Genomic DNA, 13,612 nt, shown 5'->3' on the forward strand with positions numbered 1-13,612 from the left:
AATTTTTTCGGATTTGGAATAGTTTATTTTTGTTAAAATGGTATAATTATTCCAAATCAAATATTTCAGTGAATACAGAGTAATACAGCTTTAAACATTATGAAAGTCAAATCTATTTCATTTAAAAACTACAAAGCATTTTATGAAGAGCAAACAATGCAATTAAAACCTATTACCATTTTGATAGGTAAAAATAGTTCTGGTAAAAGTTCTATTGCTAAATTATTTACTTTGCTGGAAACTTCCCTCAAGTGCGATCGCTAATCTTGTAGTGCGATCGCTAATCTTGTAGGGTGCGTTAATGAAATGTAACGCACCGTCTTTTATTGATATTTAAATGTCAGTAATTCACCGTCTTTTATTGATATTTAATCGGTGCGTTACGCTATCGCTAACGCACCCTACGTTAATGTAGGTTAATCATACAAATCGCTGGATGGGATATCGAGAATTACATTAACACCCCAATTTCGAGGATAAATTTCTTGCTTCATAAATCTATGAATACTTGAAAATTGCCAATCTTGGGGATTTATACACAATCGATGTTTGACAGGATTATAATGTATGTAATCACAATGTACCATAAAATCCTGTTCATCTCTGATTAAATGCTCCCAAAAACGACGTTGCCAAAGATTTTTTTCTCCGCGTTTTTGTCGTGATTGAGAAATTGGATTTTCAATGGCTAATTGTTCACCATAATGTTTTGTCACGTAAGTTTTAATTAATCGCAATCTCACAGAAAAATCATGATCATTATCTGGTAAAGTCCATAAACAATGAAAGTGATTTGGTAGAAGAATAAAAGCATCAATAGAAAAAGGATATTTCTTTCTGACATTTTGAATGGCTTCTCTGAGTGCTTGACGAGCAATATTTTCACAAAGCCAAGGTTCTCTTTGATAGGTTACTTGAGTTATAAAGTGGGTAGCACCTGATATATTTGGTCTGCGATAATTAGGCATTTTGATTAGGCAATAGGTATTTATTTATAATTTATAATATGGATGGTGATGGTGCGTTACGCTTCGCTAACACACCCTACTTTTATAATCATAGCTCATCTCGTAAGGTGCGTTAATGAAATGTAACGCACCATTTTTTTATTAATATTTAACTGTCTGATAGCGAAGCGTGGCGTTAGCCATATCAGGATAACCAGGATTAAAGGATTAACACCGATTGTATTTGATATTGATATTCACAGAATATTAAAATTAGCGCAATTTTGTGAAAATATAGATGAAGATAAAAAAACATCCTGTAGATCCTCAAATCCTGGACATCCTGATTCTGACAAAAAAGATTAACAGGATACTGTATAGTAAATTTAGCAAAGTAATCACACTTTAATAATATGACCAAAACAATATACATAGAAACAAGTATTATTGGTTATTTAACAGCAAGACCTAGTAAAAATCTAATTGTTGCTGCTAATGCGGAAATAACAAGAGATTGGTGGGATACTCAGAGAAATTCTTTTACTATTTACATTTCTCAACTGGTATTGCAAGAAGCACCAAAAGGTGATCCAGAAATGGTGAATAAAAGAATAGAAGTTTTAAATAACTTTCCTCTACTTGATATCACAGAACCAGTCCAAAACTTAGCACAGGAATTTCAAAAACAAAGTAATTTACCACCCACTGCTGCTTATGATACTGTTCATATTGCTACAGCTACAGTCTATGGTTTAGATTATCTGTTAACATGGAATTGTAAACACATTGCTAACCCCTATATTCAGAAAAAACTCTCACAAATTGCTGATAGTTTAGGATATGAACTACCAACAATATGTACACCTTATGAAATGTTAGGAGAATAATTTATGTTGAATGATGAAGTTTTGGCGGAAATTCGGAAAATCAGAGATGAACAAGCTAAGTCATTTAATTATGATTTAGCAGCTATTTGTGCTGATTTAAGAAAAAAACAAGCAACAAGTGGCAGAAAAATTATTTCTCTTCCCTTGAAGACAGTGGTAAAATCACGCTGATTTTTTAGGGTGCGTTAATCAATTTTATTTAATGCACCATTTTTTATTATTTTTATAATATATTGCACTGTCTGAATCAGGATAACCAGGATGAAAGGATTAACACCGATTATATTTGATATTGATATTCACAGAAAATTAAAATTAGCGCAATTTTGTGAAAATCTAGATGAATATTAAAAAACATCCTGTACATCCTCAAATCCTGGACATCCTGATATGGCTAACGCCACGCTTCGCTATCAGACAATTTTTAGCTACAATTAAACCACAATCAACTAACATCAATTAGAGACAATAATCATGAATACAGCTAAACTTACCAGTGATGGTACTCAGCAAACAGTGATATTACCCCCAGATTTTCAAATGACGGGTACAGAAGTTTATATCAAAAAAATTGGTAATGCCATTTTACTTATTAGTAAAGATAATCCTTGGCAAACTCTAATTGATAGTTTAGATCAATTTTCTGATGATTTCATGACCACTAGAGATCAACTTCCTGTTGATAAAAGAGAGGAGTTTTAAATGCAATATCTTCTCGATACCAACATCTGTATTTATCTGATTAAGCAAAAGCCAGAAAAAGTTATAGCGCGATTTCAAACTTTGTCAATTTCTGATATTGGCATTTCTTCAATTACCGTTGCTGAATTAGAATATGGTGTTTATAAAAGTCAGCAACAAGAGAAAAATAAAAATGCCTTAATGCAGTTTTTACTTCCTTTAGAAATTATTGAATTTAGTCAAAATGCAGCAGTAATTTATGGATATATTAGAAGTGATTTAGAAAGTAAAGGGCTTGTTATTGGACCCATGGATATGTTAATTGCTGCTCATGCAATGAGCTTAGATATTACTCTCGTTACTAACAATATCCGCGAATTTTCTCGCATTCCTAATCTATTATTAGAAAATTGGGCAGAGTAAGTTAATGAAATGTAATGCACCGTTTTCTATTAATATTTAACTGTCTGATAGCGTAGCGTGGCGCAAGCCATATCAGGATAACCAGGATTAAAGGATTAACAGGATAATATTTGAGTTTGATATTCACAGAATATTGAAATTAGCGCAATTTTGTGAAAATGTAGATAAATATTAAAAAACATCCTGTACATCCTCAAATCCTGTACATCCTGATATGGCTAACGCCACGCTTCGCTATCAGACAAAATGCAATTTCTAAAAATGTAGATGAATATTAAAAAACATCCTGTACATCCTCAAATCCTGGACATCCTGATATGGCTAACGCCACGCTTCGCTATCAGACAAAATGCGATTGTTTAAACTATAATAGAAAATAACCATCATTCATCATCAAATTACTATGCTAAAAAGTTACGAAGCAATTTATGAAAATGGCCAATTAACATGGTTGTCAGAACAACCTCAAGTTAATTCTGCTCGTGTGATTATCACCATACTACAAGAAAACTTACCATCAAAAAAACGCCGTATTCCTCCTAGTTCTATTGCTGGTAAAGGTAAAACATTGGGTGATATTGTTAGTCCTATTGTCAATGAAGAAGAGTGGGAATGTCTCAAATAATTATCCTTGATACTCATATTTGGTTTTGGTTTATTAATCAACAATTTGATAAATTTCCTACCCATTGGAGAGAAATAATTGAAACCTCAGAAGAAGTAGGAGTTTCCACTATTTCCTGTTATGAAATAGCACTTGCACAACAGCGAGGAAGACTAGAATTACCTTGTGCTGCTAATCAATGGTTTCAGGAAGCATTAGAACCATCAGGTATTACATTATTTCCTGTAACTGTAGAAATTTCCTGTCGTGCTGTAAATTTATCTCCTGTTCATAAAGATCCATTTGATCGTTTAATTATTGCTACTACATTACAATATCAAGCAAAATTAGCCAGTATTGATGGTTTCTTTTCTCAATATCCTGAACTCAATAATTATTTGATGCAATAGTTTTCTCATTCTATAGGGTGCGTTAATTAAATGTAACGCACCATTTTTATGAAAATTTAACTGTCAGAATCAGGATAACCAGGATTAAAGGATTAACAGGATAGTATTTGATTTTGATATTCACAGAATATTAAAATTAGCGCAATTTTGTTTGTGAAAATGTAGATAAATACTAAAAAACCATCCTGTACATCCTCAAATCCTGGACATCCTGATATGGCTAACGCCACGCTTCGCTATCAGACAAAAAATCACATTCTATGCTATTATTATGGGGAATTAGAGTGGTCAATTTGCCCTTAACTACAAATATTTCCCGTTCTTTTTGACCTCAAAGCCTGAAAATAGACGAAATTGCCATAATTCGCTGTTTTCGGGATTGGATTAGACAACAGATCAAAAATTGGCATCAGCAGATATTCTCTGCGCGCCCATTCCCAAAGTACAATGAGGATATATATCCGAATATTTTGATTAAGCTCTATGTCAGTTTTAGCAGCGATCGCAGTTTTGGCTATTTTGATCTTAGTACATGAGTTGGGACATTTCATAGCCGCCCGTTCTCAAGGCATTTACGTTAACCGCTTTTCTCTGGGTTTTGGACCGACGCTTTTAAAGTACCAAGGATCACAAACCGAATATACCATCCGCGCTTTCCCCTTGGGTGGCTTTGTTGGCTTTCCTGATGATGATCCCGATAGCCAAATCCCTCCCAATGACCCGAATTTGTTGCGTAACCGCCCTGTTTTAGACCGTGCCATTGTCATTAGTGCGGGTGTAATCGCCAATTTAATCTTTGCTTATTTAATGTTGGCTTTGCAATTGGGAATCGTTGGTATACCTCAAGAATTTCAGTATCAACCAGGTGTAGTTGTCAAACCCGTAAATGAACAATCTATTGCTTACCAAGCAGGGATTCGAGAAGGAGACATTATTCTGGCTGTAAATGGTCAAGAAATTCCTTTAGGTAAAGACGCAACCACATTATTAACAAAAGAAATTCAAACCCACCCTAATCAAGAAATTGACCTGAAAATTCAACATGAAAATCAACAAAATCATCTGAAAATCACACCTAAACAAGGTGCTGACGGTAAAGGTGTTGTCGGAATTGAATTAGTAGCCAATGGTAAAGCAAACTATCGTCGTCCTCAAAATATTACGGAGATTCTCAAAGTTGCTGCTAATCGTTTTCAACAGTTAGTTGTAGGCACATTTAAAGGTTTTGGACAGTTAATTACTAATTTTGGGAACACTGTCGGGCAAGTTTCAGGACCTGTGAAGATTGTGCAAATTGGCGCACAATTAGCCGCTAGTGATAGCACAAATTTATTCTCTTTTGCGGCAATTATTAGCATTAACTTGGCAATCATTAATATTTTGCCTCTTCCCGCTTTAGATGGTGGACAATTAGCCTTTTTATTAATTGAAGGTTTATTTGGTAAACCTTTACCTAACAAAATTCAAGAAGGTGTCATGCAAACTGGTTTATTCTTACTTTTAGGATTGGGTATTTTCTTAATTGTCAAAGAAACAACCCAGCTAGAATGGGTGCAAAAATTGTTACAGTAAATATGCTCAGATGATCACCTGACTGCTAATACCAAATTATGATGAAGCTGCAAGGATTAAGATTTAAGAATAATTCACCGCAGATAAATACGGATGATTATTTTTTTGTGCAGCCTCACATAAAATTGGTATGATAACTCACCACTCAAAATTGAAAATTAATTGACTCGTAAATCATTAACTAAAAAACAACGGGCTTTAAAAATTCTCTCCCGTCTTCACTATCTTTATCCAGATGCAACCTGCTCTTTAAATTACTCAACACCTGTACAATTATTAGTAGCAACTATTCTTTCCGCTCAATGTACGGATGAGCGTGTAAACAAGGTTACACCCGCATTGTTCAAACGATTTCCTGATGTGAAAGGTTTAGCAAATGCTGATATATTAGAATTGGAGGAGTTAGTTCGTTCAACGGGTTTTTATCATAACAAGGCCAAAAATATCAAAGCTGCTTGTCAGATGATTGTTAATGATTTTAACTCTATTGTTCCTAATCAAATGGAACAATTATTAAAGCTGCCGGGGGTAGCACGCAAAACCGCAAATGTGGTTTTAGCCCATGCTTATGGTATTAATGCTGGAGTGACGGTAGATACTCATGTTAAGCGCTTGAGTCAACGTTTGGGGTTAACAAAAAATACTCAACCGATGAGAATTGAAAAAGATTTAATGCAGTTATTACCCCAACCAGAGTGGGAAAATTGGTCGATTAGATTAATTTATCATGGTCGGGCTGTGTGTAAATCCCGTTTTCCCGGTTGTGATTTTTGCAAATTAGCTGATTTATGTGAGATGAATTTGTCCCCCCCAGAGTCCCAGAGTCCCAGAAAGTGATATTTGGGAGTATCGGTTGTGGAAATTTTCCTATTTTCCCTATAATTGTCCAGGAGGGTGTACAATGGGGAATGGTGTCTTTAATTAAATTAGGGAATTCATGGCAAAGAAGAGTATGATTGAGCGCGAGAAGAAACGCGCTAAAATGGTGGAGAAATACGCCGAAAAGCGGGAAGCACTATTAGAAGAGTTCAGAACAGCACCATCTCCATTGCTGAAGCTAGAAGTTCACCGCAAAATTCAACAGTTACCCCGTAACAGTGCGCCTACACGCAAACATAACCGCTGCTGGTTAACCGGTCGTCCTAGAGGTGTATACCGTGATTTTGGACTATCTCGGAACGTGCTTAGAGAATGGGCCCATGAAGGTCTTTTACCTGGTGTTGTTAAGTCTAGTTGGTAGTTGGTAGTCAGTGGTCAGTTGTAATGACTAATGATCAATAACCACTGACCAATAACTCCGATCCTATTGACCACAACAATGATCAATTCCCAGGCTATCTAATAGTAGATCGCTAACGGCGTTGGCGATCGCAAACTCTCCAAAAAAGCTTTTAGAAAAATCATAGCACTGCATTTCTGTGACAATGGCAATTACTAGAGAACCCAAGTCGTTTTCTCCTTCCATGCGTTGTCTAACAAAAATCTGTGATGCGCGTTGAGCAATATTTTGATTGATTGCTTCAGGAATAAACTCATTATCAAGCCAATGTAGTAAGTTTTGTTGTAACCATTCTCCTTCTTGCTGGGGATTTTCCGAAGGTGGTAGGGTAATGGGTGGAATTGTTTGAGTCATGTTTGTATATTTTAAATAGATTTTGTTTACCAGGTTAGTCTCTTAAAAGTTCGCAAAGGAACACTGATAACAGTCCATTGCGTTCAGAAGGGGATTTTTTGGATGATTCACTCAATTATGGAATATGATGTTAGTGCTATTATTCGCGGTTATGCCCAAGGTTATTTTCTCATGGCTGATGAGAATAATCATCTGGGATGGTATGAAAGTCGGGAACGAACTTTAATTCCTTTGGATGAAAAATTTCGCTATCCCAAGTCATTACAGCGAGTTCTCAACCAAGAACGGTTCACTGTAGCAATTAACCGTGACTTTCTGGGTGTGGTAGCTGGATGTGCTAATCGTGACACAACTTGGATTTCTCCAGAATTAGAAAAGATATATTGGTTACTTTACAAGTCGGGATATGCTTATAGTTTTGAAACCTGGTCTGGTGATCAATTAGCCGGGGGAATTTTAGGAATTGTGATTGGTGGTGCTTTTATTGGTGAATCCATGTTTTTCAACATTTCCGAAGGTTCTAAAGTCGCAATGGTGAAATTAGTAGCCAGATTGCGTCAAAGGAAATTTTTGCTATTTGATGCCCAAATGATGAATCCCCATTTATCTAGATTTGGCGCTTATAATATCAGTAATAGTGAATATCATCTTTTACTGAAACAGGCCTTGCAACTTCCTTGTTATTTGATTTAACTTGAAGTTTAGTCTTGGTAATTAGTAAAAATTCCTGTTCAAAAACGAATAACTGTCAACTGTCAACTGTCAACTGTCCCCTGTCAACTGTCAACTGTCAACTGTCAACTGTCCCCTGTCAACTGTCCCCTGTCCCCTGTCAACTGTCCCCTGTCAACTGTCCCCTGTCAACTGTCCCCTGTCAACTGTCCCCTGTCCCCTGTCCCCTGTCAACTGTCCCCTGTCCCCTGTCAACTGTCCCCTGTCAACTGTCCCCTGTCAACTGTCAACTGTCAACTGTCAACTGTCCCCTGTCAACTGTCCCCTGTCAACTGTCAACTGTCCCCTGTCAACTGACCACTAACGATAGAATCAAACTAGATTATTCATTATAAAGCCATCAAGAACCATGCCCTCTGATATTGCTGTCGAGAAGAAGAAGTTAAAAAATCCACCTTTGCAAATGCACTACTTAGGAGATCGGGTTTTGCGTCAACCAGCAAAGCGTGTGACTAAAATAGATGATGAACTCCGCCAACTAGTGCGCGAAATGCTGCAAACTATGTATAGCTCAGATGGTATTGGTTTGGCTGCACCTCAAGTTGGTATTAATAAACAGCTAATTGTTATTGATTGTAAACCCGATGACCCCACCCACGCGCCATTAGTATTAATTAACCCTACCATTAAACAGGTGAGTAGTAAGCTCTGTGTGGCTCAGGAAGGGTGTTTGAGTATTCCCAACGTCTTTTTAGATGTAAAACGTCCAGAAGAGGTGACAATAGCCTATAAAGACGAGTATGGCCGTCCGCAAACATTAAAAGCTGATGATTTACTTGGTCGTTGTATTTTACATGAATTAGATCACCTCAATGGCGTGGTATTTGTAGATCGTGTAGAAAATTCCTTGACTTTAGCCCAGGAGTTATCTAAAAATGGCTTTTCATATCAAGCAGTCAAACCAGTAGCATAGGGTGGTCTAGTAGTGTATTTAACTCCAAAAAGCGGTTTATTTTTAGGTGGTGCTTGTGTAACAGCCATTGCGGCTGTGGGTTCGGTTTTTGAACTGAGTTATGGAGAACCAGATTTTGGCTTCCAAACCACTGCCATTATCTTAGCTTTGAGCATTCCTCTTACCGCATTCTTTTTTATTGCCGCAGTTAGGGATGCACGGGCTAATATGAAATAAGCATCAGGTATATGAAAAAGGTAAGAGGATGAATGAGGAATGCACACTTCACCCTTTTACCTTTTATTTTTACTATGTAGTATTTTGACTAAGTAAAACCAATCCCTGCAAGGGAGAAATGGAAATTATTGGGGACTGGTGGAGGTTCAGACAGTGGTGGAAAATGAGAGTATAGAACAAATTCATGCCCAGGATTTTTCCTGGCAGTTTTGGCCTGTTGTGCCAATTTATCCTTATGGTCAACGTCGCACTATTCGTAAAGAAGTTATTAAAGATACTATTTGGACCTTCGACCAATTACAGGGAATTTTTTATGTAGTTGTGCCAATTCGCATGACTGTAATTAAGCTAGAAAAGGGCGGTTTACTAGTTTATGCACCTGTTGCACCCACAGGAGAATGTACCCGATTACTAAATGAATTAGTCACAAAACATGGTGATATTAAGTATATTATATTGCCGACGATATCAGGAATAGAACATAAGGTATTTGTAGGTCCGTTTGCGCGACGCTTTCCCAATGCACAGATATTTGTTGCTCCGGGACAATGGAGTTTTCCCTTAAATTTGCCTTTGAGTTGGTTGGGTTTACCTGATAAACGGACTCGGATATTACCTGAAAATAGCCAGGAAGCCCCTTTCGCTGAGGATTTTGATTATGCAATCCTCGGACCTATTGATCTCGGTTTGGGTAAGTTTGCAGAAGTGGCTTTTTTCCATAAGCGATCGCACACGCTCTTAGTTACAGATACTATAGTTTCAGTACCAGCAGAACCACCAGCAATTGTCCAACTTGACCCCTATCCCTTATTATACCACGCCAAAGATCAAGCTTTTGACATGGTTTTAGATACCCCAGCCAATCGCCTCAAAGGGTGGCAGCGAGTAACATTATTTGCCTTTTACTTCAGTCCTAGTACCTTGAAAGTACCTACCTGGAGTCAAATATGGCGGGATGCCCAAAAAGCCCCAGAAAGGTCTAAAAAGGCATATTTTGGGTTGTTTCCCTTTCAATGGCGGGAAAATTGGCAAGATTCTTTTGATATTTTGCGAGGGAATGGACGCATATTTGTTGCGCCAATTTTACAACGTTTGATTTTAAATCGCGCACCCCAGGAAACTATCAATTGGGCTGATAAAGTTGCTAGTTGGGATTTTCAATGGCTAATTCCCTGTCATTTTGATGCTCCAATTAAGGCAGAACCGCAACAATTTCGTCAAGCATTTGGGTTTTTAGAAACACAACCCCTTGGAGGTTTTGTTAGTAGTAATAGTTATCTTTTACCGGAGGATGATTTTAAATTGTTGAGAGATATTGATGCGGGTTTGAATAAGCTTGGTATTGTCCCACCTGCGCGGGAGAGGGTATAAAATGATTGTCTTTGTCCACTATTACATAGGTTTGGCTCTACTTTAAGAAATCCAGCACTGGTAAAAATATCGTGTATTTAGTTGATGTAAAGATTAGTACAAAACTCTCGAAAGTCCGTTTTTAAAAGTTCAAGATATGGATTCATATAGTTTTAGTTTCAAATTTCGTAATTTTTTTAACAATAGCTTCACTAATGCGACACAAATCTTGTTTTAGGGGATGTACATGATATAAATATAACTTACTGTCTTGACATTGTAAATATAGCAGTCTATCATTATGGATGTCTATTTTGTATTGAATGGTATTACCTTCGTCTGGAACGAGGAAAAAAGTCTAAATAACCTTAGTAAACATAATGGCATAACCTTTAAACAAGCAGCAGAGGCATTTTTTGATCCATTCATCAAAATAGTAGATGCTAGTCGCAATGATGAAACCAGAGATGCCATCATTGGTTTAGATACCCGTTGGAATCTTTTATTTGTAGTCCATATCGAATTTGAAGATGATGTAATCAGAATTATTTCAGCCCGTAAAGCCACACGAAAGGAGCGAGAATATTATGAAGATTGAAACATTAAAACAACGCTTAGACAAAAATCGCCCCATGATTACGGTTACGCTAAGAATACCAGAAGATGTAGTAGAAGAATTGAAACAACTTGCACCCATACTTGGTTTTTCTGGTTATCAACCTTTGATTCGAGCATATATTGGACAGGGAATGAGAGCAGATTTAGAAAAGTTAGAAAATAATACAGTTAATGCTTTAATTGCTAGTTTAAAACGACATGGTGTGAGTGATGATATTATTCATGAAGCATTAAATGAAGTTGTTAATAAATAGAAAAACGTTTAAAATTTTCAGATTCTTCAATCGAGAAGGGAATTAAGCCAGTTACGCACTTCTCCTTAAGCTGGTAATCTGAATTTTTTAATTAGAATTTTTTAACTATTTTCTCCCTCAATGATCGCTTTTTCTTCTGGAGTTAATTTATATAGTTTATAAACGATTTCATCAATTAACCAATCACATTGTTTTAGTTGTTTTTTGATGGGTAGGAGTGTGTTTAAGCTGGCTTGATATTCTTTGGCTAATGTTTCTTGTTCTTTTCTACCGCTGATATCAATTTTTAGTTTTTTCTTGTTTTTCTTGAGAATATCAATTAATTCGTCAAGAGTTAAATGGTTGTCTGCTTGTTTTTGTTTATAATAATCACCTAAATAATTTTGAATTTTAGATTTATTGGTAAGATTATCAATGTCAGTACCGATTAATCTGGCTAACCATCTTAAAAAGCCTTTGATTTCTGTTTGTTTTTGTTTATTTAATTCTATCATTTGTTCGGCTAAATATGCGAGGAAGTCATGAATTACGTCTGCTTCTTCTGGTTGTTGGTTGAGGTGGTGATCAATTTGGGTAAGTAGGATATCTGGGTTATGATTGATTTGATATTGTTGGTAAAGGTTAATTGTGTTTTCTAGATAAGTTTGACGTTTTTCTGCGGGAGTTATGAAGGAGATTTGACGGATAGGTAGCGGACGTAAATCATATAATTTAACTTGAGCAAAAGTTCTACCTTTTTCTCCTGTTTGACAACGATAAATATAAGTTAATAATTTACTATTTAAAATACAAATAATATACCAAGCAGAATAATTTGCATCCTTAACAATTGTTGTATGAATAGATTTAGAAGTGATAAATTGTTGATAATCTACTGATGCTTGAATTGAATCTGAAGTTTGACGGCTGATAATTTTAGTAGGTACAATATTTAAATCAAGATAAACAGCAACAACAGTTTGAGAATTTTTATACTTTTCAAAATCATGAATTAAATAGTTATCTTGATATTCTATTGAATACCGATTTATATTTTCTCCTTTTAATAATTGATAATCATGTTGATTTCTTATTTTTCCATGATAAAATAATAATTCAGATAATGAAACTTTTTCTCCTCGATTTTGCCAGCCTACATTTTTCCACTTATAATCTACTCCTGCATCATGACAAGTAGCTATTTCTGGTTCTAACTTTACACAAATATTTGCATTTTCAATTTTTGATATAATTGCATTAAAAGAGCGCCAAGGATTTTCAGAATTTATCAAAATTTTCATGTTTTCCATGGAAAAACTTTGATTATCTTCATCCCAAATATCATACTTAGTTAGATAATATAGCTGTTGAGTATTTACAATCTTTTTAAGAACAATAATCATTGTCATAACTTCAGCGTCATTAAAAACATTCTTGTTTCTAAAGTCCACAATATTAACTATTTCTATAGAATTGCTAATAATCTTTCTAAAACCACTAAATTGGAATCCATCTAAACAAGTATTAGGGATAATAAATGACTGATATCCATAAGATTTTGTAATATGTGTGGATAATAATATAAAATTAGTGTAAATTTCTGCTCTTCCACCTGTTTTTATTCCAGTTAGAGTAATTAAATAATCTTTAGATTTTTTATCTAAGATATCTCCATAAGGTGGATTTCCGATCACAGCATGAAAACCGGAATTTTCTTTCCAACTAGCACTTTCTAAATCAATAAAAACCTCTGGAAATTCCAAATCCCAATGAAAAAACCGCTGTTGGTCAAACAACCTTCTCGCTTCTTCATATACCGCAATATCAGCAGCATTCATATTTTCAAACTTAGCATTGATCGCATTTATACCAAATCTTTCTAAAAAATTCTTAGCTTGTTTCACACCAAAAAATTGAGAAACATAAATATCTAATAACCTTTTAAAAGGTTTCGCAGCCTGATCAAATTCCTTAAATAACCTCTCGCTGGTTTCCACTTCCGCAAAAGTTGCATCACTTAATGTACTCACACCGCGCATAATTTCCGCAGCACGTAACAACCCCACAAAGGGACCTGTTAATAAACTCAATTGGCCACTTTCTTCCTTCATCATATTCGCTTCTGCTTCTCGCGCAGTTGTACCAATAAGAGAATTTCCGCTCACAGCATGAAAACCGGAATTTTCTTTCCAACTAGCACTTTCTAAATCAATAAAAACCTCTGGAAATTCCAAATCCCAATGAAAAAACCGCTGTTGGTCAAACAACCTTCTCGCTTCTTCATATACCGCAATATCAGCAGCATTCATATTTTCAAACTTAGCATTAATCGCATTTATACCAAATCTTTCTAAAAAATTCTTAGCTTGTTTCACACCAAAAAATTGACAAAC

19 protein-coding genes are annotated in these 13,612 nt (G+C 35.7%); 16 read left to right on the top strand and 3 right to left on the bottom strand.

Annotated features, from left to right (window positions below; translation table 11 throughout):
- Positions 1 to 99 precede the first annotated feature (99 nt).
- Positions 100 to 264: an AAA family ATPase gene (locus H6F62_RS18345; RefSeq protein ID WP_242026074.1), complete on the top strand. Its 165-nt coding sequence runs from the start codon at positions 100 to 102 to the stop codon at positions 262 to 264.
- Positions 265 to 416: 152 nt separating this feature from the next.
- Here the strand turns inward: H6F62_RS18345 and H6F62_RS18350 are convergent, their stop codons facing one another.
- Positions 417 to 968, bottom strand: a complete 552-nt coding sequence (locus tag H6F62_RS18350; RefSeq protein ID WP_137906928.1) for a transposase — start codon at positions 966 to 968, stop codon at positions 417 to 419.
- A 392-nt stretch (positions 969 to 1,360) separates the two neighbouring features.
- Here H6F62_RS18350 and H6F62_RS18355 point away from each other — a divergent pair, with 392 nt between their 5' ends.
- The 9 genes from H6F62_RS18355 to rpsN all read left to right on the top strand — a co-directional run bounded on the left by H6F62_RS18355 (position 1,361) and on the right by rpsN (position 6,764).
- On the top strand, positions 1,361 to 1,834 hold the full coding sequence (locus H6F62_RS18355; RefSeq protein WP_190372658.1) for a type II toxin-antitoxin system VapC family toxin: 474 nt from the start codon (positions 1,361 to 1,363) through the stop codon (positions 1,832 to 1,834).
- A 3-nt stretch (positions 1,835 to 1,837) separates the two neighbouring features.
- Positions 1,838 to 2,005: a hypothetical protein gene (locus H6F62_RS18360; protein ID WP_168651017.1), complete on the top strand. Its 168-nt coding sequence runs from the start codon at positions 1,838 to 1,840 to the stop codon at positions 2,003 to 2,005.
- Between the two features lie 303 nt (positions 2,006 to 2,308).
- Positions 2,309 to 2,536, top strand: coding sequence for a type II toxin-antitoxin system VapB family antitoxin (gene vapB / locus H6F62_RS18365; RefSeq protein WP_137906930.1), 228 nt, complete (start codon positions 2,309 to 2,311; stop codon positions 2,534 to 2,536).
- Complete coding sequence (locus H6F62_RS18370; RefSeq protein WP_137906931.1) at positions 2,537 to 2,938, top strand: type II toxin-antitoxin system VapC family toxin; 402 nt, start codon at positions 2,537 to 2,539, stop codon at positions 2,936 to 2,938. It begins immediately after the preceding gene.
- A gap of 403 nt (positions 2,939 to 3,341) precedes the next feature.
- On the top strand, positions 3,342 to 3,563 hold the full coding sequence (locus H6F62_RS18375) for a hypothetical protein (protein ID WP_028091335.1): 222 nt from the start codon (positions 3,342 to 3,344) through the stop codon (positions 3,561 to 3,563).
- Positions 3,551 to 3,952: a type II toxin-antitoxin system VapC family toxin gene (locus tag H6F62_RS18380; RefSeq protein WP_028091334.1), complete on the top strand. Its 402-nt coding sequence runs from the start codon at positions 3,551 to 3,553 to the stop codon at positions 3,950 to 3,952. The genes H6F62_RS18375 and H6F62_RS18380 overlap by 13 nt, the downstream gene beginning before the upstream one ends.
- 483 nt (positions 3,953 to 4,435) lie before the next feature.
- Positions 4,436 to 5,524 carry an RIP metalloprotease RseP gene (gene rseP / locus H6F62_RS18385; protein WP_137906932.1) on the top strand — a complete coding sequence of 363 codons (1,089 nt, stop codon included), beginning with the start codon at positions 4,436 to 4,438 and terminating at the stop codon, positions 5,522 to 5,524.
- Between the two features lie 162 nt (positions 5,525 to 5,686).
- Positions 5,687 to 6,361 carry an endonuclease III gene (nth, locus tag H6F62_RS18390; protein WP_190372659.1) on the top strand — a complete coding sequence of 225 codons (675 nt, stop codon included), beginning with the start codon at positions 5,687 to 5,689 and terminating at the stop codon, positions 6,359 to 6,361.
- A gap of 100 nt (positions 6,362 to 6,461) precedes the next feature.
- Positions 6,462 to 6,764, top strand: coding sequence for a 30S ribosomal protein S14 (gene rpsN, locus H6F62_RS18395; protein ID WP_190372660.1), 303 nt, complete (start codon positions 6,462 to 6,464; stop codon positions 6,762 to 6,764).
- Between the two features lie 63 nt (positions 6,765 to 6,827).
- On the opposite strand, the gene H6F62_RS18400 is transcribed toward rpsN, so the two are convergent.
- Entirely contained in the window at positions 6,828 to 7,157 is a 330-nt protein-coding gene (locus H6F62_RS18400) for a hypothetical protein (RefSeq protein WP_028090093.1), read from the bottom strand.
- A 117-nt stretch (positions 7,158 to 7,274) separates the two neighbouring features.
- Here H6F62_RS18400 and aat point away from each other — a divergent pair, with 117 nt between their 5' ends.
- The 6 genes from aat to H6F62_RS18430 all read left to right on the top strand — a co-directional run bounded on the left by aat (position 7,275) and on the right by H6F62_RS18430 (position 11,240).
- Positions 7,275 to 7,850, top strand: a complete 576-nt coding sequence (gene aat, locus H6F62_RS18405) for a leucyl/phenylalanyl-tRNA--protein transferase (RefSeq protein ID WP_137907030.1) — start codon at positions 7,275 to 7,277, stop codon at positions 7,848 to 7,850.
- 388 nt (positions 7,851 to 8,238) lie between these two features.
- Positions 8,239 to 8,802: a peptide deformylase gene (gene def, locus H6F62_RS18410; RefSeq protein WP_028083309.1), complete on the top strand. Its 564-nt coding sequence runs from the start codon at positions 8,239 to 8,241 to the stop codon at positions 8,800 to 8,802.
- Positions 8,803 to 8,814: 12 nt separating this feature from the next.
- Positions 8,815 to 9,018 carry a hypothetical protein gene (locus H6F62_RS18415; RefSeq protein WP_137906935.1) on the top strand — a complete coding sequence of 68 codons (204 nt, stop codon included), beginning with the start codon at positions 8,815 to 8,817 and terminating at the stop codon, positions 9,016 to 9,018.
- A gap of 153 nt (positions 9,019 to 9,171) precedes the next feature.
- Positions 9,172 to 10,389, top strand: coding sequence for a DUF4336 domain-containing protein (locus H6F62_RS18420; RefSeq protein WP_190372661.1), 1,218 nt, complete (start codon positions 9,172 to 9,174; stop codon positions 10,387 to 10,389).
- Between the two features lie 280 nt (positions 10,390 to 10,669).
- A complete protein-coding gene (locus H6F62_RS18425; protein WP_190372662.1) occupies positions 10,670 to 10,966 on the top strand; it encodes a BrnT family toxin in 297 nt (98 codons plus the stop codon).
- A complete protein-coding gene (locus tag H6F62_RS18430; RefSeq protein ID WP_015083498.1) occupies positions 10,956 to 11,240 on the top strand; it encodes a hypothetical protein in 285 nt (94 codons plus the stop codon). The genes H6F62_RS18425 and H6F62_RS18430 overlap by 11 nt, the downstream gene beginning before the upstream one ends.
- 101 nt (positions 11,241 to 11,341) lie before the next feature.
- On the opposite strand, the gene H6F62_RS18435 is transcribed toward H6F62_RS18430, so the two are convergent.
- Positions 11,342 to 13,612, bottom strand: a 2,271-nt coding sequence (locus H6F62_RS18435; RefSeq protein ID WP_190372663.1) for a TaqI-like C-terminal specificity domain-containing protein, incomplete at its 5' end; no start/stop codon positions are given.

It is taken from the genome of Anabaena sp. FACHB-1391 (assembly GCF_014696755.1).
Classification (GTDB): Bacteria; Cyanobacteriota; Cyanobacteriia; order Cyanobacteriales; family Nostocaceae; genus Dolichospermum; species Dolichospermum planctonicum.

Coding starts and splice junctions, on each gene's coding strand:
- H6F62_RS18425 (WP_190372662.1), top strand. CDS start 10,670: ATGGATGTCTATTTTGTATTGAATGGTATTACCTTCGTCTGGAACGAG.
- H6F62_RS18375 (WP_028091335.1), top strand. CDS start 3,342: ATGCTAAAAAGTTACGAAGCAATTTATGAAAATGGCCAATTAACATGG.
- H6F62_RS18400 (WP_028090093.1), bottom strand. CDS start 7,157: ATGACTCAAACAATTCCACCCATTACCCTACCACCTTCGGAAAATCCC.
- H6F62_RS18430 (WP_015083498.1), top strand. CDS start 10,956: ATGAAGATTGAAACATTAAAACAACGCTTAGACAAAAATCGCCCCATG.
- H6F62_RS18370 (WP_137906931.1), top strand. CDS start 2,537: ATGCAATATCTTCTCGATACCAACATCTGTATTTATCTGATTAAGCAA.
- H6F62_RS18345 (WP_242026074.1), top strand. CDS start 100: ATGAAAGTCAAATCTATTTCATTTAAAAACTACAAAGCATTTTATGAA.
- vapB (WP_137906930.1), top strand. CDS start 2,309: ATGAATACAGCTAAACTTACCAGTGATGGTACTCAGCAAACAGTGATA.
- rpsN (WP_190372660.1), top strand. CDS start 6,462: ATGGCAAAGAAGAGTATGATTGAGCGCGAGAAGAAACGCGCTAAAATG.
- rseP (WP_137906932.1), top strand. CDS start 4,436: ATGTCAGTTTTAGCAGCGATCGCAGTTTTGGCTATTTTGATCTTAGTA.
- H6F62_RS18380 (WP_028091334.1), top strand. CDS start 3,551: ATGTCTCAAATAATTATCCTTGATACTCATATTTGGTTTTGGTTTATT.
- H6F62_RS18355 (WP_190372658.1), top strand. CDS start 1,361: ATGACCAAAACAATATACATAGAAACAAGTATTATTGGTTATTTAACA.
- H6F62_RS18360 (WP_168651017.1), top strand. CDS start 1,838: ATGTTGAATGATGAAGTTTTGGCGGAAATTCGGAAAATCAGAGATGAA.
- aat (WP_137907030.1), top strand. CDS start 7,275: ATGGAATATGATGTTAGTGCTATTATTCGCGGTTATGCCCAAGGTTAT.
- def (WP_028083309.1), top strand. CDS start 8,239: ATGCCCTCTGATATTGCTGTCGAGAAGAAGAAGTTAAAAAATCCACCT.
- H6F62_RS18350 (WP_137906928.1), bottom strand. CDS start 968: ATGCCTAATTATCGCAGACCAAATATATCAGGTGCTACCCACTTTATA.